The sequence below is a fragment of the Streptomyces sp. NPDC090499 genome (assembly GCF_044769305.1).
In the GTDB taxonomy this organism is placed as follows: Bacteria; Actinomycetota; Actinomycetes; order Streptomycetales; family Streptomycetaceae; genus Streptomyces.
Window position 1 is genome coordinate 297975 of sequence record NZ_JBIVXP010000007.1, and the last position, 20801, is coordinate 318775.

Consider the following 20801-nt stretch of genomic DNA (forward strand, 5'->3'; position numbering starts at 1 on the left):
CGCACGCCCATAGCCGACGATTACGACCGTGCCACGTTGTTGTCGCGGAATTCCCCCGGTCTTGGCACAACCGTCGTTTTCCCGCTCTCCGGCCGCCGCCGCGTCGTACGCTCCCATGCGAGATGAACCCCCACGTCACGTAAGGCGGCCCGAACACACATGGTCAGCACCGAGTACGAGCGACGGATCGCCGCCCGGTTCGCAACCTTCGACCAGGACGGCAACGGCTGGATCGACCGCGAGGACTTCAACTCGGCGGCCAAGGCACTGCTCGCCGAGTTCGACGCCCCCGCCCGCTCCGACAAGGGCCAGGCCCTGTACGCGGGCGCGGAGGCCTTCTGGCAGGGCATGGCCGGCATGGCGGACCGGGACGGCGACCAGCGCATCACCCGCCAGGAGTTCGTGAGCGGCGCGGTCAAGCGGCTGCACGACAACCCGGAGCGGTTCGGCGAGATCGCCCGCCCCTTCCTGCACGCCGCCCTCGCCCTCGCGGACACCGCGGGCACCGGCACGGCGACCGTCGCCGACACCGCGCGCGTGCTGCGCGTCCTCGGGGTCGCTCCCGAACTCGCGCAGGCGATCGCGTCGGGCCTCGACACCGACGGCGACGGGAACGTGGCGGAGGCCGAGATCGTCCCGGCGTTCGCCCGCTACTTCACGATCCCGGAGTAGGGCTCCCCGGAGCCGGGGCCGGGGCCGGAGCCGGAGCCGGAGCGGGGGCCGGGGCCGGGGCCGGAGCCGGAGCGGGGGCCGGGTCCGGAGTCTCGGAGAAGCGCTCGCGCAGCCTGTACTTGAGCACCTTGCGCAGCGTCTCGTTGCGCGGAAGGGCGTCCACCACCTCCAGCCGCTCCGGCAGCTTGTGCACCGACAGCCCTTCCGCCCGCAGGTACGACACCACCGCCGGGAGCGTCAGCGCGACCGTCCCCGGCCGCTGTTCGACCACGGCGCAGACCAGCTCCCCGCGCTCCGCGTCCGGCAGTCCGACCACCGCCGCGTCGGCCACCGCCGGGTGCGCGGCGAGCAGGTCCTCGATCTCCTTCGCGGAGATGTTCTCGCCCTTGCGGATGATCACGTCCTTGAGCCGCCCGGTGAGGACGAGATGGCCGGTCCCGGTCACCCGGCCCAGGTCGCCGGTGCGCAGGAAGCCCTCCTCGTCGAAGGCCGCGGCCGACTGCGCCGGGTCCAGGTACCCCTGGCACACCGCCTCCCCGCGCAGCCGCACCTCGCCGCCCTCCGCGATCCGGATCTCCATGCCCTCCGGCGGCCTGCCCTCGGTCGTCGCCAGGTTCTCCGCGGTGTCGTCCGGCGCCCCCATCGTGATCATCGGCACCTCGGTCATGCCGTACCCGTGCGTCAGCTGCACCCCCATCTCGCGCACCACCGCGTGGTACACCTCCGGCGGCTTGGGCGCCCCGCCGCCGGCCAGCAGCCGCAGCGAGGGGATCACCGGCACCCCGGGCTGCTTGCGCTGCTCGGCCAGGAACATCGAGTAGAACGCCGTCGACCCGCCGGCCACCGTCACCCCGTGCCTGCGGTACTCGGGCAGCGCGTCCGGCAGCGCGAACTGCTCGAACATCACAGCGGGGAAGCCGTACAGCAGCAGCATCACCGTGTAGTCGGGGCCGGCGATGTGCGCGTACGGGAACGCCATCGAGCCCACGTCGTCCGCCGTGAGCCGCAGCGCGTGGGCGAGGCACGAACCGCCCGCGATGAGCGAACGGTCCGTGTGCAGCACGCCCTTGGGGTCCGAGGTGGTTCCCGAGGTCCAGTAGATCCACCGCACCGAGGTGCCCTCGGCGGGCGGGGCGGGCAGCACGGCCGGATCGCCGTCGGGCAGCTCGTCGTACGCCTCGAAGATCCCCTTGGCGCCGAGCCGCCGCGCCAGCTCCGTGTGGTCGAAGCCGCGCCACACGCCCGGCACCGCGAAGAACTCGGCCCTGGACTCGCGCAGCGCGAAGCCGACCTCGCGGTCCCGGTAGAAGGGGATGACGGGGGACTGCACGGCGCCGAGCCTGGCCAGCGCGAAGGACAGCACGGCCGTCTCGATCCGGGTCGGCAGCTGCCAGGCGACGACCGTGCCGGGGCGCATGCCCATGCCGTACAGCCCGGCCGCGACGCGTTCGGCACGCGCGCGCAGGCCGCCGAAGGAGAGGACGCGGTCGCCCTGGAGGAACACCGGCCGGCCGGGGGTGAGTTCGGCACGGCGGGCGACCAGGTCCCAGAGGGTGCGGGAGGTACTCAGCTCGTGTGCGGTGGTGTTCATGGCGTCCCCCTGCCCAGCGGACCACGGAACTGACGAGGCGTCAGATCGTAGGTCCTGGTGCCTTGCCGGTCCAGGGGTGCGGGGCTAGCCTGCGAGATCTGACGAGCCATCAGTTCCGTGGGGGTGTCTGCCGGTGGACCTGTCCTACACGCCCGAGGAGGAGGACTTCCGGGCCCGGCTGCGGGAGTGGCTCGCCAAGGTGCTGCCCGGTCTCCCGCCGAAGCCGGGCCCGGCGGACTGGCCGGGCCGCCGCGCCTACGACCTCGGCTGGCAGCGCACGCTGTACGACGCCGGGTACGCCGACGTCCACTGGGACGCGTCCCCCACCACGCGGCTGATCTTCCTGGAGGAGACCGAGAAGGCCGGCGCGCCCTATGTGGGCGCCAACTTCGTCGGCCTGCTGCACGCGGGTCCCACCATCGCCGCCGAGGGCACCGAGGCGCAGCGGGCCCGCTGGCTGGCGCCGATCCTGCGCGGCGACGAGGTGTGGTGCCAGGGCTTCAGCGAACCGGACGCCGGCTCCGACCTGGCCGCGCTGCGCACGCGCGCGTGGCGGGACGGCGACGACTACGTGGTGAGCGGCTCCAAGATCTGGACCTCGCACGCGGAGGTCGCCGACTGGTGCGAGCTGCTGGTGCGCACGGACCCGGCGGCGCCCAGGCACCGGGGCATCACCTGGCTGGCCATGCCCATGGCCGCGCGGGGCATCACCGTACGGCCGCTGCGCACGCTCGCCGGGTCCCACGAGTTCGCCGAGGTGTTCCTCGACGAGGTGCGGGTACCGGCGGCCAACCGGGTCGGCGCCGAGAACGACGGCTGGCGCGTCACCATGGTGACCCTCTCCTTCGAGCGCGGCACCGCCTTCGTCGGCGAGGTCGTCGCCTGCCGCCGGGTGCTCGGCGACCTCGCGCGCGCGGCGCACGCCAACGGCACCTGGGACGACCCCGAGCTGCGCCGCCGCCTCGGCCGCCTGCACGCCGAGTTCCGGGCGCTGTGGCGGCTCACCCAGTGGAACGTCAGCGAGGCGGAGGGCAGGGGCGTGCCGGGCGTCGGAGGCTCCGTCTTCAAGCTGCGCTACTCGCACGCGCGCCAGGAGCTGTACGACGCGGCGGCCGCCGTGCTCGGGCCCGACGCGCTCGACCTGGACCGGCCGTGGGTCCTCGACCGGCTCTCCTCGCTCTCGTACACCATCGCGGCCGGGACCTCGCAGATCCAGCGGAACATCGTGGCCGAGCGGATCCTCGGGCTGCCGAAGGGGCGGTGAGCGGACGTGCGCTTTCGACTGACCCGTGACCAGGAGGCGGTGCGGGAGGGCATGCGGGAGCTGCTCGGGCGCCGGTTCGACGGCGCGGCACTGCGGGCGGCCGCCGACGGGCCGGGAGGTCTCGACCGGGGTCTGTGGCGGGAGCTGGGGGCCGCCGGGTTCTTCGCGCTGCGGCTGCCGGAGGCCGACGGCGGGGTCGGACTCGGGCTGCCGGAAGCCGTGTTGGTGTTCGAGGAGGCGGGGCGGGCGCTGCTGCCCGGCCCGCTGGTGGCCACCCACCTGGCGGCGGCCGACGTGCCCGGCGCGGCCACCGGGGAGACCGTGGTGGCCCGCGTGGACGGCGGCCTGGTGGAGTGGCTGGCCGAGGCGGACGCGGTGACCGGGGACGCGTCGGGGGCCGTGCCGGTGCGCTCGGTGGACCCGTTGACACCCCTGCACCGGGTTCTGGCACCGGTCTCCGGGCCGCCCGACCCGGTCGCCGTGCTGCTCACCGCCGCCGAGCAGCTCGGCACGGCCACGCGCGCGTGCGAGCTGGCCGTGCAACACGCCCGCACGCGTGTGCAGTTCGGCCGGCCCGTCGGGGCGTTCCAGGCGGTCAAGCACCTGTGCGCGGAGATGCTGGTGCGCGCCGAGACCGCGCGGGCCGCCGTCTACGCCGCCGCCGTCACCGCCGACCCCGTGGACATCGCGGCGGCCCGGCTGCTCGCCGACGAGGCCGCGGGGCGCGGTGCCCGGGACTGCCTCCAGGTGCACGGCGGGATGGGCTTCACGTGGGAGTCCGAGGTGCATCTGCATCTGAAACGGACATGGGTGCGGGCGCAGCGTGGTGGAGTGAATGCGGAGAGTGAGGAAATGCTTGCCGCGGAGCTGCTCGGCTGAGCGTTCGAAACGCCTCTGGCCTGCGGAATCATGGGTTCGGGCGGCCGGGATGTCGCGGATTGTGGCATACCGGAATCACTGAGCGTTGATACCGGGTTGTGTCCAACGCGTGACTCGTCACGGCCTGGAGTCGGCTGTCCGCTCGGGTACCTTCTGTGGGATGCGAGTGGTTCCGAGGACGAGCCATGCCGGCGGTGCCGTCGAGGCGGCCCCGCCGCTCGGGGTGCGTACCGCCGCTCGCAGGGCGGTAAGGGCTTGCGCCCCCGCTTGTTCGACTCCCCGCCGCGAGCGTCGCACAGTATGCCGCAGGCGTACTCCTTCGCGCTGGAATATGCCCGAAGCGCTTGTTGGGGTGACTGTACGTCAACCATGCTGTCGCGTAAGGGAATCACGTTCCGTGACCCTTGCTCTGGCTGTTGTTCTGGCCATGCAGAAAATGGCTACGATCGTGGCCCTCGCCGTCCTCGCGGTCGCGACCCCCGTCGTGGCCCGGGTTCGGCGCGGGTTCATGTGTCCGCCGGTTCGGATGGTGTGAGCGGTGCAGGTGCTTCAAGTGCAGCTGGAGATCCGGCCCGACCCCACGGAGGTGGGGCGGGCGAGAAGGTGGGCTCGCTCGCGCCTCGCCGGGTCCGGTATAGCGGCGGACGAGCCGCTGGCCGAGACGCTGATCCTGCTCGTCTCGGAGCTGGTCACCAACGCCGTGGTGCACACCGGCTGTCCGGCCGTGCTGCGGCTCTCGCTGCCGGGCGCGGACCGCGTCGGCGCGGACGCGTCGGCCACCGTACGGCTGGAGGTCGCCGACGCCAGCGACCGCGCGCCGGTGCCGCGGTGCGCCGACGGCGACGCGACCGGTGGCCGTGGCCTCGCCCTCGTCGACGGGCTCGCCGACCGCTGGGGCTGGAGCCCCGAAGGTGCCGGCAAGCGCATCTGGTGCGAACTCGACCGCTGTTCGGAGACCAGGCAGGGCGCCGCGGTGGCGTACGGGGGCGGGCTGGCCTCGTACGAAGGGCTGGCCTTCGAGGCGGTGTGATCCCGGTGTGCGGTCATGCGCCGGGGTTTGCATCCGTGCGCGCCCATGGTGAACCGGGGCATAAGTCGCATAACTCCGCACGGGTGTTGACGCCTTGTGACCATTTGCTCACGCTTGAGGTCTGCGATTCGCCGCGAGGGGACGGCGAGGGTCCGGCTGACGGACGCCCTCGTCGAGTGTGGGTCGAGCCGGACGGCGGCGCGCGGGACCGGGCTCGGGGCGGGCCGGTGCGCGCAGTCGTCCGGGTGTGGGGGGAATGGGGGAGGGCCGGTGTCACGCCCCCTCGGGCGTGACACCGGCTTCCCGCGGGGTGCCGTTCACAGGACGGCCACGGGGGCGACCGGAGTACCCGTCGCCCCGACGAACGGCTCGGGCATCGCCGACAGCAGGAACGCGTACCGGCCGGTTTCTCCACAGGCTGTGGACAACTCTTCGAGGTTCCAGTTCTGCCCCTGCAGCATCCCCATCTCGACCAGGTCCAGGGCGTGCACGGGCAGCCACAGGTCCTCGATCTCGGGCGGGAAGATCTCGAACGTGAGGGTGTCGTTCGCGACGGCGGCCACGTCGCGCGCGTGGAACCACTCCGGGGTGTGCACCGAGAGGCCCGGCGACGGGTAGCCGTACCCGTGCCTGTCCCCGGCGAGGTAGACCTGCACCTGCCCGGTCCGCACGAGGACGATGTCACCGCCCCGGACGCGCGTCCCCGCGAGCTCCTCGGCCGCGTCCAGGTCCTCCGGGGTGACCGCGTGCCCGCCCGCCAGCCGGTCCACGCCACGCGCGCGTGCCACGTCCAGCAGCACCCCGCGCGAGACGATGTGCCGCGCCTTGTCGATCCCGGAGAACTCGGCACCCCCGTGCGCGGTCACTGTGCCCGCCGGGCGGCCGTTGTAGAGCTTCCCCGAGTGCGAGACATGGGTGAGCGCGTCCCAGTGGGTGCCGGCCTGCAGGCCCATGGTCACGGCGTCGTCGCTGCACGCGACCGTCCCGGGACCGAAGAGCTCCTGGTTGATCTGCACCATGGCGTGCAGCGGGTTGACCCGCCCGGGGATCATCCCGGTCTGCACCCCGTCCTCCCGCAGGGGAAGGGCGAGCGGCACGCGCCGCCCGCTGCGGACGGTCGCCGCGGCTTCCCGCACCACTTCGTCCGTGATCAGGTTCAGCGTGCCGATCTCGTCGTCGGTGCCCCAGCGCCCCCAGTTGTTGACGCGCTTGGCGATGTCGTGGAACGCGGGATGAAGCGCCGGCAGTGACATCTGGGTCCTCCCCAGGCCTTGTGTCCGCACATCTGACGGGTCATAAAATCTAACGGTCCGTCAGAAAACGCGGGAAGGGGCCGGGCGTGGGGAACTTCTTGGCAGGCAAGGTCGTCGCCGTGACCGGCGCGGGCCGCGGTATCGGACGGGCGGTCGCGCTGGCCGCGGCGGCCGAGGGGGCGAAGGTCGTCGTCAACGACTACGGCGTCTCGGTCGACGGAGCCTCGCCCACCAGCGAGGTCGCCGAGGCCGTCGTCAAGGAGATCGAGGCGGCGGGCGGGGACGCGGTCGCCGTGGCCGACGACATCTCCACGATGGCCGGCGGGCAGCGGGTCGTGGACACGGCGCTGTCGTCGTACGGCCGACTCGACGGGGTCGTGTGCGTGGCGGGGATCCTGCGCGAGCGGATGCTGTTCAACATGGCCGAGGAGGAGTGGGACCCGGTGGTCGCCACCCATCTCAAGGGCACGTTCACGGTGTTCCGGGCGGCGTCGGCGGTGATGCGCGCCCAGCGGGCCGGCACGCTGATCGGCTTCACCAGCGGCAACCACCAGGGCTCGGTCTCGCAGGCCAACTACAGCGCGGCCAAGGGCGGGATCATCTCCCTGGTCCGGAGCGCGGCGCTCGGCCTCCACAAGTACGGGGTGACCGCGAACGCGGTGGCGCCGGTGGCCCGGACCCGGATGTCGGCGGGCGTCCCGACGGAACTGACCGAGATCGGCGAACCGGAGGACGTGGCCGCGTTCGTGGTCTACCTGCTGTCGGACGCGGCGCGGGACGCGGGGATCACCGGGCAGGTCTACACCGTGGCCGGCCCGAAGATCGCGGTCTGGGCCCAGCCGAGGGAGCTGCGCGCCGCGTACGCCGACGGGGGCTCCTGGACACCGGAACGGATCGCCGAGGCGCTGCCGGGGAGCGTGGGGACTGATCCGATGCCGATGCTGGCGCGGCTGGCGGCGATGGAGTCGGCCGCGCGAACGGGAAGCCGGCCGAACGCGTAAGGGGGGTGGGCCGTGTGTGGTCCGGCGATCGCGGACGGGTGAGGGCCGGACGCCCACCCGCCGTTGGGGGTTGCGGCGAGCGGGCGACTGCGGCGTCGCCGTGGTGGTTTGCGCAGTTCCTCGCGCCCCTTTGGGGGGTTGCGGTGGGTGGGTGGGTGCGGCGTCGCTGTGGTGGTTTGCGCGGTTCCTCGCGCCGCTTTGGGGGGTGCGGTGGGTGGGTGGGTTGGCGTCGCTGTGGTGGTTTGCGTGGTTCCTCGCGCCCCTTTGGGGGGTTGCGGTGGGTGGGCGGGTGCGGCGGTGCTGTGGTGGTTTGCGTGGTTCCTCGCGCCGCTTTGGGGGGTGCGGTGGGTGGGTGGGTGTGGCGTCGCTGTGGTGGTTTGCGTGGTTCCTCGCGCCCCTTTGGGGGGTTGCGGTGGGTGGGCGGGTGCGGCGGTGCTGTGGTGGTTTGCGTGGTTCCTCGCGCCGCTTTGGGGGGTGCGGTGGGTGTGTGGGTGTGGCGTCGCTGTGGTTGTTCGTGCGGTCCCTTGCGGCCCTTGGGGGAGTGCGGTGGGCGGGCGACTGCGGCATCGCCGTGGTTGTTCGCGCAGTTCCCCGCGCCCCTCGGCGGGTTGCGATGGGTGCTCGGGTGCGGCGGTGCCGTGGTTGTTTGCGCGCTTGGGGCGGCTGTTTGCGTTGGTGTTTGCGGTTTCCGGCCGTTGGGGTGCTGGTTTGGGCACCTTGTCGGCCCTCTCTTCTTTCCGCCGCGACGGCGATCAGCCACGGCGGTGGTGGCCGGCGGGTTTCGTACGGCCCCAACTCCCCCCCACGCATCTCTGGAGGTCACCGTGGATTTCGGCGTAGCGCCGGAGGATGAGGTGTTTCGCAGTGAGGTCCGGGACTGGCTCGGTGCGCATGCCGGAGTCGGCGTGGACCGGCGCGGTTGGGAGCGCACCCTGGGGGCCGACGGGTGGATCGGGATCGGGTGGGCGGAGGGCGGGTACGGGAACCGGACCGCGACGCTCACGCAGCAGGTCGCCTGGGCCGAGGAGTACGCGCGGTCGGCCGCGCCGCCGCGGTCCGGGCACATCGGGGAGAACCTGCTCGCTCCGACGCTCATCGCGCACGGCAGTGCGGAGCAGAAGGCGCGGTTCCTGCCGGCCGTCGCCGCCGGTGCGGAGCTCTGGTGCCAGGGGTACAGCGAACCCGGCGCGGGATCCGATCTGGCCGGGGTGCGGACGGCGGCGGTGCGGGAGGCGGGCGGGTACCGCATCAGCGGGCAGAAGATCTGGACCTCGCTCGCCCACGAGGCCGACTGGTGCTTCGTGCTGGCGCGCACCGAGGCGGGCTCGCGGCGCCATCACGGGCTCAGCTTCCTGCTCGTGCCCATGGACCAGCCGGGCCGCATCGAGGTCCGCCCGATCCGGCAGCTGACCGGCACCAGCGACTTCAACGAGGTCTTCTTCGACGGTGCGCACGCGCGCGTGGAGCACGTCGTCGGCGGTGAGGGCAACGGATGGCGCGTCGCGATGAGCCTGCTCGGGTTCGAGCGCGGGGTGTCCACGCTCGCCCAGCAGATCGGGTTCGCGCAGGAGCTGGGGCGGGTGGTGCGGGACGCCGTGCGGAGCGGGGCCGTCGACGATCCCGTCGTACGGGAGCGGCTGGTGCGGCTGTGGGCCGAGTTGCGGGTGATGCGGTGGAACGCCCTGCGGACGCTCGGGAACTCGGCCGCCGAACCCGGCGCGCCCAGTGTGGCCAAGCTGCTGTGGGCCGGCTGGCACCAGCGGCTCGGTGAACTCGCCGTGCTGGTGCGGGGCGCGGCCGCGAGCGTCGGCCCGGCCGGCTGGTCCGCCGCCGCGCCGTACGAACTGGACGCCGCCCAGCACCTGTTCCTCTTCTCCCGGGCCGACACCATCTACGGCGGCTCGGACCAGGTCCAGCGCACGATCATCGCCGAGCGGGTGCTCGGTCTGCCGAGGGAACCGAAGGGGGTCGAGTCGTGATGCGCGGAGTCGTGTTCGACGGGAAACAGGTGCAGGTCGTCGACGATCTGGACGTGCGGGAGCCGGGGGCGGGTGAGGTGCTGGTCGCGGTGTCCGCGGCCGGGCTGTGCCACAGCGATCTGTCCGTGGTGGACGGGACCATACCCTTCCCCGTTCCCGTGGTGCTCGGGCATGAGGGCGCGGGAGTGGTGGAGGCGGTCGGTGTGGGCGTCACCCATGTGGCGCCGGGGGACCATGTCGCCCTGTCCACGCTCGCCAACTGCGGTGCCTGCGCCGACTGCGACCGGGGGCGGCCCACCATGTGCCGCAAGGCCATAGGGCGCCCGCAGCAGCCGTTCCTGCGCGGTGGGCGGGCCGTGTACCAGTTCGCGTGCAACTCGGCCTTCGCGGAACGGACGGTCGTCAAGGCCGTGCAGGCGGTACGGATCCCGAAGGACATCCCCCTGACGTCGGCCGCCCTCATCGGATGCGGGGTGCTGACCGGGGTGGGCGCCGTCCTGAACCGCGCCCGTGTCGACCGCGGCGACACCGTCCTGGTCATCGGCACCGGCGGGATCGGCCTGAACGTCATCCAGGGCGCGCGGATCGCCGGTGCGCTGCGGATCGTGGCCGTGGACGCCAACCCGGCCAAGGAAGAGGCGGCCCGGCAGTTCGGCGCGACCGACTTCCTGACCTCGACGGACGGCGTGAAGGACCTGCTGCCGACGGGAGTGGACCACGCTTTCGAGTGCGTCGGCCGGGTCGAGCTGGTCCGGCAGGCCGTCGACCTCCTCGACCGGCACGGCCAGGCCGTCCTCCTCGGCATGCCCGCCCCCACCGCCGAGGCGTCCTTCGCGGTCGCCTCCATGTTCCTCGACAAGTCCATCCTGGGCTGCCGGTACGGCTCCTCACGCCCGCAGCACGACATCGCCCTCTACGCCGGCCTGTACCGCCAGGGCAGCCTGCTGCTCGACGAGTTGGTGACCGAGACGTACCCGGTGGAGGACTTCGAGAAGGCCCGCGCCGACGCGGAGGCGGGGCGCGTGGCACGGGGGGTGCTCACGTTCTAGGGAGCCCGCACGGAGTTTTCCACAGCCCCGGGAAAACCTCTCGGCGTTGTCGGCCCCGCCCCCTACCGTCGTCCCATGACCTACCGTGACGTCGCGTCCAAGCAGGTCCTGGTCTGGGCCGGGACCGCCGTGGGCGCCCGGATGCCGGTCGCCATGGCGCCGTTGGCCCTGGTGTTCCTGGCGCGCGAGCGGCCCGGCGGCTACTCGCTGGGCGCGCTGCTCGCCGCGGCCTACGTGCTCGGCGAGATCGTGGGCGCGCCGGTGCTGGGGATGCGGCTGCGGCCGGAGCGGGCGCGGGCCCAGCTGGCCGTCGGACTCGCGGTCGGGGCCGCCGGGTTCGCGGGGCTCGGTGGGCTCCCGGACGCGCCCCCGGCCGTCCTCGCCGCCTTCGCATGGGTCGCCGGTGCCGCGCCGGCCGCCGCCACCGGGGGGCTGCGCACGCTCCTCACCGCGCTGGTCCCGGAGCGGGCGGCGGCGCAGGCGCTGTCCGTGGAGTCGATGCTGACGGCCGCCGTGTGGGCCGTCTCCCCGGCCGCGGTGGCCGGTCTGGCCCTCGGCGTCGCCCCCGCCGTCCCGCTCCGGCTCGCGGCCGCCCTCATGGCCGCGTCGGTGGCCGGCCTGTGGCTCCTGCCGGCGGCCTGGGGCTCGGCCGGGCGGACGGCCGCACCCCTCGTGCGCGTCCTGGCCGGCGCCTGGCCGGTGTACGTCACGGGCGCGGCCAGCCTGACCCTGCTCGGCCTGTCCGAACTCGTGCTGCCCGCCCTGCTCGAACAGCGCGGGATCGACGTCGGCTGGTCGGGTCCGCTGCTGACCGCAATGGCGGTCGGCGGCGGGTTCGGCGCGTTCCTGTACGGCCTGCGCGCCTGGCCGGGGCGGCTGCGTACCCGCAGCGTGCTGCTGATGGCCGGCACGGCGCTCTGCGTGACGCTCGCGGCGCTGATACCGCGCACCGCGGGGATCGCGGCCGCGCTCGTCGCCGCGGGCATGCTCCAGTCGGCCGCGATGCTCACCCGCAACCTGTCGCTGCGCGAGGTGCTCCCGCCGAGTGCCCTGGCCGCCGGGTACGCGGTCATGTACGCGGCCGCGAGCGCCGGTTACGCGGTGACCGGCTCCCTCGCCGGGGCGCTGCTGCGGGTGGTCGCGCCGTCCACGGCCGTCCTGGCCGGGATCGGCGTGACCCTGGTGCTCAGTGCGGTCGGCTGGTGGGGCGAGGTGTGGCGGGCCCGGAGGTCAGCCCGGGGCGCCGATGACGCCGGGGCTGTCGCTGTCGCTGTCGCCCGTTCCGGTGCGGAAGGTACGGCGGTAGGCGGTCGGGGTGACACCGAGGGCCGTCTGTAGGTGCTGGCGCATCGACTGGGCGGTGCCGAAGCCGGCGTCGCGGGCCACCTGGTCGACGGAGAGGCCGGTGGACTCCAGGAGGTGGCGGGCGCGTTCGACGCGCTGCTGGGTGAGCCACTGGCCGGGGCTGACGCCGGTCTCCTCGCGGAAGCGGCGGGTGAAGGTCCGTACCGACATGGCCTCCTGCTCGGCCATGTCGCGCAGCTGGATGGGCTCGTGGAGGCGGCCCAGCGCCCAGGCGCGGGCCGCGGTGGTGGTGGCGACCTGGGGGTCGGGGAGCGGGCGGTGGATGTACTGGGCCTGGCCGCCGTCCCGGTGCGGGGGGACGACGGTGCGGCGGGCCACCTCGTTGGCGACGGCCGTGCCGTGGTCGCGGCGGACCATGTGCAGGCACAGGTCGATGCCGGCGGCCACCCCGGCGGAGGTGAGGATGTCGCCGTCGTCGATGAAGAGGACGTCCGCGTCGACGTCGAGCTGCGGGAAGAGCCGCTGGAGGTGGTCCGCCTCGGCCCAGTGCGTGGTCGCCGGGCGGCCGTCGAGGTAGCCGGCGGCGGCCAGCACGTAGACGCCGGTGCAGATGGAGGCGAGCCGGGTGCCGGGGCGGATGTGGGCGAGGGCGGCGGCCAGTTCGGGGGTGAGGACGCCCTGTTCGAAGACCGGGCCCAGCTCGTACGAGGCCGGGATGATCACCGTGTCGGCGGTGGCCAGCGTCTCGGGGCCGTTGGGCACGTGGATCGAGAAGTCGGCGTCGGTGTCGACCGGACCGGGCGGCCGGACCGAGCAGGTCACGACCTCGTAGAGGTGGCGCCCTCGGGTGTCCTTGGGGCGGCCGAAGATGCGGTGCGGGATGCCCAGCTCGAAGGGGAGCAGGCCGTCCAGGGCGAGGACGACGACACGGTGCGGGCGGAAGCCGGGGTCGCTGCTCATGGCCCGATCCTAGCGAATGCTGTCCTCCGGGCCACTCGATGGGGTGAACCGGCCGGCCGGATATTTGTGGCGTGACCCAGACAAGCGCAGCCGCAGCCGCCCCTGCCGAGGACTCGGAGGGCTCGAAGCCGACCCGTTCACCGCGCATCCACCGTGCCTGGTTCGTCGCCGCCGTCACCTTCGTCACGATCATCGGTGCGGCCGCCTTCCGCTCCCTGCCCGGCCTGCTCATCGACCCCCTGCACACGGAGTTCGGCTGGTCGCGCGGCACGATCGGCGCGGCGGTCTCCGTCAACCTCGCGCTGTACGGGCTCACCGCGCCGTTCGCCGCCGCGCTGATGGACCGTTTCGGCATACGGCGGGTGGTGGCCGTCGCCCTGACCGTCATCGCGGTCGGCTCGGGTCTGACCGTGTGGATGACGGCGGCCTGGCAGCTGATGCTCTGCTGGGGCCTGCTGGTCGGCCTCGGCTCCGGCTCGATGGCGCTCGCCTTCGCGGCCACGGTCACCAACCGCTGGTTCACCACCCGGCGCGGCCTGGTCAGCGGCATCCTCACCGCCGCCTCCGCCTCGGGCCAGCTGATCTTCCTGCCGCTGCTGTCCTGGATGGTCGAGACGTACGACTGGCGCCCGGCCGCCGTCACCGTCGCCCTCGCCGCCCTCGCGGTCGTCCCCTTCGTCTGGCTGCTGCTGCGCGACCACCCGGCCGACGTGGGGCAGAAGCCGTACGGCGCCACCGAGTTCGTGCCGAAGCCGGCGCCGGTCACCGGGGCGGCCCGCAGGGCCCTCGGCGTGCTGGCCTCCGCCGTCCGCACCGGACCCTTCTGGCTGCTCGCCGGGACCTTCGCGATCTGCGGGGCGTCCACCAACGGCCTGATCCAGACCCACTTCGTGCCCGCCGCCCACGACCACGGCCTGCCGGTCACCACGGCGGCCTCGCTGCTCGCGGTCATCGGCGTCTTCGACGTCGTCGGCACCATCGCCTCCGGCTGGTTCACCGACCGCTTCGAACCGCGCCGCCTGCTCGCCGTCTACTACGCCCTGCGCGGCGTCTCCCTGCTCTTCCTGCCGATGCTGCTGGGCCCGGCGGTCCACCCCTCGATGATCTTCTTCATCGTCTTCTACGGCCTCGACTGGGTCGCCACCGTCCCGCCCACCCTGGCCCTGTGCCGGGAGCGGTACGGCGACGACAGCGCCATCGTCTTCGGCTGGGTCCTCGCCTCCCACCAGATCGGCGCGGCCCTCGTCGCCTGGCTGGGCGGCGTCGCCCGCGACGTCTTCGGCACCTACGACATGGTCTGGTACGCCTCCGGCACACTGTGCGCGGCGGCGGCCCTGATGGCCCTGGTGATCCGGCGGCGGCCGGTGACCATGGTGGGGGAGCCGGGGATCGCAGGCGGCCCGCTCTCCGCCTAGAGCGGTGACCCGCCCGGCACGGACCGGCCGTACAGCTCGTCCAGGCCGATCAGCAGCACGCCGCTCCGGACCGCCTCGGCGCGCAGGGCTTCGCTGAAGCCCGCCGCGCTGAAGCAGGCCGGCGCGCACCGCGCGGTGTCCATGCCGCGCCCGGCCGACAGGTCCCGTGCGCGTGCGAGGCGTTCGAGGCGGCACTCAGCAGGGTCCGGCCGGGCCCGAGGGCGTACTCACGGCGCATCGCCTCGAAGCGCGGACCGGCCACCTGCGCCGCGAAGCTCGGTAAGGAACGTACTCCTAAGGGGCGTATCCCTGACAAGTCGCCCCTTCGGGGAGCTGCCGATGGCGAACCCCGGGAGGGAACTCGACAGGTGCGACCCGTCGCGACCTCGGCCGGGCGGTTACAGGAATCGTCCCCGGTGGAACAGGAGCGGGGGGCGGTCGGGGCCGGTGTCCGTGCCCAGCGCGGTCACCCGGCCCACCACGATCAGGTGGTCGCCGCCCGTGTGCACGGCATGCACCGTGCAGTCGATCCAGGCGGCGGCGCCGGTCAGCCGGGGGGAGCCGGAGACCGGGGCCGCGTCGTGGGTGACGCCGGCGAACTTGTCCGCGCCGCTCACCGCGAAGGCGCGGCACAGCTCGCCCTGGCCCGCGCCGAGGACGTTGACGCAGAAGACGCCGGCGCGGGCGATCCGCGGCCAGGTGGCCGACGTGCGGCCGACCATGAAGCAGACCAGGGGCGGGTCGAGGGAGAGGGAGGAGAACGACTGGCAGGCGAAGCCGGCCGGGGAGGACTCGCCCTCGGCGGCCGGTGCGGTGATCACGGTCACGCCGGTCGCGAAGGTGCCGAGCACGCGCCGGAACTCCGCCTGGTCGACCGGCGCCCGCTCGTCCGCGCGCACGCACCGCAACTCCGGGCGCGGCAGCGCCTCCACGGGCCCCGCCGCGGGGACCGACCTCAGATAACGGACGGCAGCCGCGGCCGCCCCTGCGTGTCCCATCACCCGTTCATTGAAGCTGACGGAACGTCAGATGGGAAGGGTGGTGCGGGACCCCGTACGACCGCTTCGTACGCTGCGCCCATGGGGTGGACAACAGCGCTTGAACGGCACGGCGACCGACCGCCGGTCCGGTCGCCCGGCGATCTGACCGCGGCGGTCGCGCTGACCGCCGCCCAGCTGACCGGTGTCTGGCGGGACGGCCACGGTGCCGAGCTGCGGCTGCGCGCCGACGGCAGCGCCGAGGCCGTCGCACTGCCCGCCGAACCGGCGCCCTCCGCCGACGGCTCGTCCGTGTACGCCGTGTGCGAGGGGCCCGGCACCTGGGCGCCCAGGAAGTCGTGGCGCGACGGCGTGCTGCTCGAACTGGACGGTGACTGCGGCGACGACACCCAGTGGTCGATCGGCGGCAGCGCGGACGCGCCCCAGCTGTTCGTGGTCTTCGGCGACCCCGACGCGGGCACCCTGCGGATCCTCAGGCGCACGACGACCGGCTGACCGGCCGCCGCCGGCCGGCTTCACCGGCCCCGGAACTCCGGGGGCCTGCGCTCCACGAAGGCCCGCACCCCGTCCTGGGCGTCCCGCGTCGTCATGTTGATCTCCTGGGCGGCTGCCTCGGCGGCGAAGGCGGCCGCCCGGTCGGTGTCCAGGGACGCGTTGACCAGCTGCTTGGTGAGGGCCAGGGCGCGGGTGGGGCCGGCGGCCAGGCGGGTGGCCCAGTCGCGGGCCGTCTTGGCCAGGTCGGCGTCCGGGACGACCCGGTTGACCAGGCCCAGGCGTTCGGCGTCCGGCGCGGAGAGGGCGTCGCCGAAGAACATCAGCTCCTTCGCGCGGTGCGGGCCGATCAGGCGGGGGAGCAGGTAGGCGCCGCCGCCGTCGGGGACCAGGCCGCGCCGCACGAACACCTCGATGAAACGGGCCGATTCGGCGGCCAGCACCAGGTCGCAGGCGAGCGCGAGGTGGGCGCCGAGACCGGCGGCGGTGCCGTTGACCGCCGCGATCACCGGCTTCTCGCAGTCGAGGACGGCGGCGACCAGCTGCTGGGCGCCGAGCCGGATGGTGCGGGCCACGTCCCCCGGCACGCGTTCGGCCGTAGCGCCGCTGCCGCCGCGGAGGTCGGCGCCCGCGCAGAAGCCGCGGCCGGTGCCGGTGACGACCACCGCACCGATCCCCGGGTCCGCGGACGCCTCGCCGAGCAGCTGGATGACGTGGTCGCGCTGGTCGGGGGTGAGGGCGTTGAGCGCGTCGGGGCGGTCGAGGGTGAGGTGGGCGACCCGCTCCGCGGTCACGTACCGGACGGTGTCCATCAGCGGCACACCGCCAGCGCGTCCAGCGCCACCGCGCCCTGGCCCTGCTCCAGCACCATCAGCGGGTTGATGTCGAGCTCGGCGAGCTGGCCGCCGAGCTCCAGGGCCATCCGCTGGACCCGCAGGACCACCTCGACGAGGGCTTCGAGGTCGGCCGGCGGCCGGCCCCGGACCCCGTCCAGCAGGGTCCGTCCGCGCAGCTCCGCGAGCATGTCCCGGGCCTGCTCCTCGCCGAACGGCGGTACGCGCACGGCCGCGTCGTGCAGGACCTCCACCAGGACCCCGCCGAGCCCCACGGTCACCGTCGGCCCGAACAGGTCGTCGTGGGTGACCCCGACGACCATCTCGACGCCCCGCTCCACCATCTGGCAGACCAGTACGCCGTCCAGGGCGACCCCCTCGTAGCGGGCGATGCCCGTCAGGTCGCGGTACGCGTCCCGGACCTGGCTGGCCGAGGTCAGGCCGATCTTCACCAGGCCCAGCTCCGTCTTGTGGGCGAGCCGGCCGCCGGACGCCTTCATCACCACCGGGTAGCCGACCAGCCCGGCCGCGCGCACCGCCGCCGCCGCGCTGGTCACCAGCTGCTCGCGCGGCACCCGGATGCCGTACGCGCGCAGCAGCTGCTTCGCCGCGTGCTCGCTCAGCTGCTGTCCGGGCCGCATCAGCGCGAGCGCCTTGCGGTAGGAGGGGGAGGAGGTGCGCGGGGCCTCGTCGAAGGGGGAGCGGTACTCGCTCACGAAGCGGTGGTGGTCGAGGTAGGCGCGGACGGCGGTGAGGCAGTTGCCGACCGTGCGGAAGGTGGCCACCCGGGAGGAGCCGAGCAGGACCTCGCGGTAGGCGGCCTCGGTGCCGACCGGCGAGCCCCACACCACGCACACCAGCTTGTCGGTCGCCTCGGCCGCGTCCACCAGGTCCTGGACGAGCTTGTCGCTGAGCGGCGGGAAGGGGCCGGTGATCGGGCAGACCAGCACCCCGACCTCCGGGTCGGCGAGGATCGCGTCGATGATCTTCCGGCCGCGCCAGTCGCCCACCGGGTGCCCGCCGTTGTCGACCGGGTTGGCCACGCTCAGGTACTCCGGTATCCACTGGTGCAGCTCGGCCTGCCGGTCCGCCGACAGCACCGGCAGCTTCAGTCCCAGACCGGCGGCCAGGTCGGCGACGTGCGCGCCGGTACCGCCCGAGATCGAGTAGACGACCACCCCGTCGGCGCGCGGCGCCCGCGCCCGGGCCAGCAGGGCGGCGGTGTCCTGGAGTTCGTCGAGGCCGTCGACGCGGATCACGCCGTACTGGCGCAGCGCCGCGTCCACCACGTCGTCCGCGCCGGTCAGCTTGCCGGTGTGGGAGGCGGCGGTGCGGGCACCGGCCTCGGTGCGGCCGACCTTCACGGCGACCACCGGCACCCCGCGGCGGGCCGCGCGGTCGGCGGCCAGCAGAAAGGCGCGGCCGTCCTTGAGGCCCTCCACGTAGCAGGCGATGGCGCCGACCTCGGGGCGCTCGGCGAAGTAGGAGATGAAGTCGGCGGTCTCCAGGTCGGCCTCGTTGCCGGTCGGCGCCCAGTGCGAGAGCCGGACGCCGAGTTCCTGGGCGGCGAAGACCGGGCGGCCCTGGTGTCCCGACTGGGTGATCAGCGCGATCGCCGGGCCGTCCAGGTCGTCGCGGAACCGCTCGAAGGCGTTCAGGTTGGTGTTCGGGCCGAGCAGCCGGAGTCCGGAGCGCCGTACGGCCGCCGCGAGGCGGGTCTGGGCCGCGGCCCCCTCCTCGCCGGTCTCCGCGAACCCGGAGGCGAAGGCGACGGCGAACCTCACCTTCGCCTCGGCCAGTTCCTCGATCACCGGCAGCGGGTCGGCGACCAGCAGCACGGCGAGGTCGACCTGCTCGGGCAGGTCGGCGACGGAGGGCACGCAGGCGATGCCGAACACCGAAGGCCGGGTCGGATGCACCGGGTGCACCCGGGCCCCGACCCGGTCGGCCCAGTCGAGCAGCTGCCGGGTGATGCCGGTGTTGGGCCGCCCCTCGGCGTCCGAGGCGCCGACCACGGCGACGGACTCGGGGCGGAAGAACCTGTCCAGATCGGGTACGTCCGCGTACAGCGGCCGTCCGCTGACGTCCAGTGCGTCCGCGTCGCCCGCCTCGGCCGCGCGGCCGTGGACGGCGGGCCCGGGACGCTGCTCACCGCAGGCGATGACCCGGGCCCGGCGGGAGTCGGTGGTGAGGGTGCCGTGGGTTGATCCAAGCATCGTTCCGCCCGCTCCTGTGTGACAGCACAATTACCTGACGCACTGTCAGATTACTGAACTGACGCTGCGTCAGGAACTGGTCTGCACGCAAAGTTGAGGGCCGAAGCGGCTCCTTTTCTCAGCCGAGGGCCGCGAGCACCTCCTTCGCCGCCCGCTCGCCCGACCGCACCGCCCCGTCCATGTACCCGGTCCAGAACGTCGACGTCTCCGTCCCGGCCCAGTGGATCCCGCCCGCCGGCTCGCGCAGCGCGGCCCCGTACTCGGTCAGCACCCCGGGCGGCGCGTAGGCCACCGGGCCGCCCCGCGAGAAGCCCTCATTGTCCCAGCGCTGCAGCACGAAGGAAGTGGGGGATTCGGCCTTGTCCCCGAAGTAGTTGGCGTAGTCGGCCAGTACGGCGGCCCTGACGTCGGCCTCGCCCGCCGCGTCGTACGCCCGCATCTCGTCGGCCTCGATGAACCCCATCAGCGCGCCGTAGGAGCCGTCCGGCGGGGAGTTGTCGAAGGTCGAGCGGACCACTCCCGAGTCGCTGACCGCCTGCCCGTTGAGACCGTCGGCCCGCCAGAACGGGGTGTCGTAGACCGCGATGGCCTTGCCGATCGAGCCCATCGGCATCCGCTGGGCGAGCTGGTCGCGGGCGGCCGGGAGCAGCGGGTCGTAGCTGATCCGGGCGGCCAGCGGCGGCGGCAGGGCGACGACGACGCGGGTCGCGGTGACCGTGATGCCGTCCGCCGTGACGACGTACGCGCCACCGGACCTGGCGATCGACCGTACCGGCGCGCTCAGCACCACCCGGTCGCCGAGGGTCGCGGCCAGCTTGATCGGGACCTGCTGGGAGCCGCCGACGAAACGGGACTCCTGGGCGCCGCCGGCCGTGTCGGTGAGGCGTTCCAGGGTGCCGGCGTTGGACTCGTCACCGGCGGCGGCGATGTAGTAGAGGACGTAGAGCAGGGAGAGTTCGCGGGGCTGGGCCGAGAAGACCGACGTGCAGGCCAGGTCCAGCAGGAACTTGGCGGAGGGGATGACCGCGTGGGCGTTCAGCCAGCTCTCGAAGGTCTGCTTGTCCCACTCGGTGGCCTTGGCGGCGGTCCAGGGGGCGTCCACCGGCACCGTCGCGGCCATGCTGTCCAGCTCCGACTGCACGATCGCCGCGTTGGCGAGCCCCGCCGCGTCCACCGGCGGGACCGAGCCGAGCAGGCCGCTGGTGTCGTACGGGGTGCGCTTGCCGTCCTTGTAGAGGAGGTTGTTCCCCGTGTTGTAGGTGGTGAAGGTGGCCACGCCCAGGGAGTCGGCGAGGGCCTTGATGCGGTTCTGGGTGGGGCCGATGAACTCGCCGCCGCCCTCGGTGAAACCCCCGTTGGCCAGCTTCAGGTTCACCACCCTGCCGCCGACCCGGTCCCGGGCCTCCAGCACGGCCACCGTCCTGCCGCCGGCCACCAGGTCGCGGGCCGCGGTGAGTCCGGCGATGCCGCCGCCGACGATCGCGACGTCGACGGTCCGGGACGCGGCGGCCGAGGCGGTGCCCGCGGAGACCGCGGTGAGGCCGACGGCCCCGGCGGCGGCACCGCCGAGGAGGGAGCGGCGGGAGAGCCGGGGGGAGTGCTCGGCAGGCCGAGGGGGGAGCTGTCTTTCGCGTGCCACGTGCGTCCTCCGTGCTGGGCGAGAGGGTGGAACCGGAAAGTTGAGCAGGGCTCACATTCTGGTCCCGGGCACGGGCGCGATGCTACCGCCGGTAACAAACGGCTCCCGTCGCATGCGTCACACGGGCAACGGGGTTGATGTGTACGGGGGTTGATGTGTACGAGGGGTGATGCGCAGCAGCGTTGATGTGCAAGCGGGGTGAGGCTGTCTGCGCCGTCCGCGGGC

Annotated in this window: 18 protein-coding genes; 10 read left to right on the plus strand and 8 right to left on the minus strand. The window is 73.5% G+C overall.

Going from position 1 to position 20801, the window contains the following annotated elements; genetic code table 11:
- Positions 1-159: 159 nt before the first annotated feature.
- Positions 160-672 carry an EF-hand domain-containing protein gene (locus ACIQVL_RS26660; protein WP_403426839.1) on the plus strand — a complete coding sequence of 171 codons (513 nt, stop codon included), beginning with the start codon at positions 160-162 and terminating at the stop codon, positions 670-672.
- On the opposite strand, the gene ACIQVL_RS26665 is transcribed toward ACIQVL_RS26660, so the two are convergent.
- Positions 656-2263 (minus strand): class I adenylate-forming enzyme family protein, encoded by a 1608-nt coding sequence (locus ACIQVL_RS26665; protein ID WP_403476528.1) that lies wholly within the window; start codon positions 2261-2263, stop codon positions 656-658. The two genes, ACIQVL_RS26660 and ACIQVL_RS26665, sit on opposite strands and share 17 nt — an antisense overlap.
- A 133-nt stretch (positions 2264-2396) precedes the next feature.
- Between ACIQVL_RS26665 and ACIQVL_RS26670 the strand changes: the two genes are divergently transcribed.
- The 3 genes from ACIQVL_RS26670 (at position 2397) to ACIQVL_RS26680 (ending at position 5436) form a co-directional block, all read left to right on the plus strand.
- Positions 2397-3527 carry an acyl-CoA dehydrogenase family protein gene (locus ACIQVL_RS26670; RefSeq protein WP_403476529.1) on the plus strand — a complete coding sequence of 377 codons (1131 nt, stop codon included), beginning with the start codon at positions 2397-2399 and terminating at the stop codon, positions 3525-3527.
- 6 nt (positions 3528-3533) lie between these two features.
- Entirely contained in the window at positions 3534-4406 is an 873-nt protein-coding gene (locus ACIQVL_RS26675) for an acyl-CoA dehydrogenase family protein (RefSeq protein ID WP_403476530.1), read from the plus strand.
- A gap of 553 nt (positions 4407-4959) precedes the next feature.
- A complete protein-coding gene (locus ACIQVL_RS26680; RefSeq protein WP_403427249.1) occupies positions 4960-5436 on the plus strand; it encodes an ATP-binding protein in 477 nt (158 codons plus the stop codon).
- A gap of 317 nt (positions 5437-5753) precedes the next feature.
- Here ACIQVL_RS26680 and ACIQVL_RS26685 read toward each other — a convergent pair whose 3' ends face one another.
- Positions 5754-6689, minus strand: a complete 936-nt coding sequence (locus ACIQVL_RS26685) for a cyclase family protein (RefSeq protein WP_403426847.1) — start codon at positions 6687-6689, stop codon at positions 5754-5756.
- An 86-nt stretch (positions 6690-6775) separates the two neighbouring features.
- Between ACIQVL_RS26685 and ACIQVL_RS26690 the strand changes: the two genes are divergently transcribed.
- From ACIQVL_RS26690 to ACIQVL_RS26705, 4 genes are all read left to right on the plus strand, one after another.
- Positions 6776-7690 (plus strand): SDR family NAD(P)-dependent oxidoreductase, encoded by a 915-nt coding sequence (locus ACIQVL_RS26690; RefSeq protein WP_403426849.1) that lies wholly within the window; start codon positions 6776-6778, stop codon positions 7688-7690.
- An 824-nt stretch (positions 7691-8514) separates the two neighbouring features.
- Entirely contained in the window at positions 8515-9669 is a 1155-nt protein-coding gene (locus ACIQVL_RS26695) for an acyl-CoA dehydrogenase family protein (RefSeq protein ID WP_403426850.1), read from the plus strand.
- Positions 9669-10718, plus strand: a complete 1050-nt coding sequence (locus tag ACIQVL_RS26700) for a Zn-dependent alcohol dehydrogenase (RefSeq protein WP_403426851.1) — start codon at positions 9669-9671, stop codon at positions 10716-10718. The genes ACIQVL_RS26695 and ACIQVL_RS26700 overlap by 1 nt, the downstream gene beginning before the upstream one ends.
- Before the next feature lie 75 nt (positions 10719-10793).
- Complete coding sequence (locus ACIQVL_RS26705; RefSeq protein WP_403476531.1) at positions 10794-12056, plus strand: MFS transporter; 1263 nt, start codon at positions 10794-10796, stop codon at positions 12054-12056.
- Here the strand turns inward: ACIQVL_RS26705 and ACIQVL_RS26710 are convergent.
- A complete protein-coding gene (locus ACIQVL_RS26710; RefSeq protein ID WP_403476532.1) occupies positions 11949-12983 on the minus strand; it encodes a GlxA family transcriptional regulator in 1035 nt (344 codons plus the stop codon). The two genes, ACIQVL_RS26705 and ACIQVL_RS26710, sit on opposite strands and share 108 nt — an antisense overlap.
- A 71-nt stretch (positions 12984-13054) precedes the next feature.
- Between ACIQVL_RS26710 and ACIQVL_RS26715 the strand changes: the two genes are divergently transcribed.
- The gene (locus ACIQVL_RS26715) at positions 13055-14398 is read left to right on the plus strand and encodes an MFS transporter (RefSeq protein WP_403476533.1); all 1344 of its coding nucleotides are present in this window, start codon (positions 13055-13057) and stop codon (positions 14396-14398) included.
- On the opposite strand, the gene ACIQVL_RS26720 is transcribed toward ACIQVL_RS26715, so the two are convergent.
- Both ACIQVL_RS26720 and ACIQVL_RS26725 read right to left on the minus strand, forming a co-directional pair.
- On the minus strand, positions 14395-14541 hold the full coding sequence (locus tag ACIQVL_RS26720; RefSeq protein WP_403426857.1) for a hypothetical protein: 147 nt from the start codon (positions 14539-14541) through the stop codon (positions 14395-14397). The genes ACIQVL_RS26715 and ACIQVL_RS26720 overlap by 4 nt on opposite strands.
- Before the next feature lie 255 nt (positions 14542-14796).
- Entirely contained in the window at positions 14797-15396 is a 600-nt protein-coding gene (locus tag ACIQVL_RS26725; protein WP_403426859.1) for a flavin reductase family protein, read from the minus strand.
- Between the two features lie 81 nt (positions 15397-15477).
- On the opposite strand from ACIQVL_RS26725, the gene ACIQVL_RS26730 reads away from it, so the two are divergent.
- Complete coding sequence (locus ACIQVL_RS26730; protein WP_403426860.1) at positions 15478-15891, plus strand: hypothetical protein; 414 nt, start codon at positions 15478-15480, stop codon at positions 15889-15891.
- Between the two features lie 20 nt (positions 15892-15911).
- Here ACIQVL_RS26730 and ACIQVL_RS26735 read toward each other — a convergent pair whose 3' ends face one another.
- The 3 genes from ACIQVL_RS26735 to ACIQVL_RS26745 form a co-directional block, all read right to left on the minus strand.
- On the minus strand, positions 15912-16700 hold the full coding sequence (locus ACIQVL_RS26735; RefSeq protein ID WP_403476534.1) for an enoyl-CoA hydratase/isomerase family protein: 789 nt from the start codon (positions 16698-16700) through the stop codon (positions 15912-15914).
- The gene (locus tag ACIQVL_RS26740; protein ID WP_403476535.1) at positions 16700-18937 is read right to left on the minus strand and encodes an acetate--CoA ligase family protein; all 2238 of its coding nucleotides are present in this window, start codon (positions 18935-18937) and stop codon (positions 16700-16702) included. The genes ACIQVL_RS26735 and ACIQVL_RS26740 overlap by 1 nt, the downstream gene beginning before the upstream one ends.
- Positions 18938-19055: 118 nt before the next feature.
- On the minus strand, positions 19056-20576 hold the full coding sequence (locus ACIQVL_RS26745; protein WP_403476536.1) for a flavin monoamine oxidase family protein: 1521 nt from the start codon (positions 20574-20576) through the stop codon (positions 19056-19058).
- Positions 20577-20801: the final 225 nt, after the last annotated feature.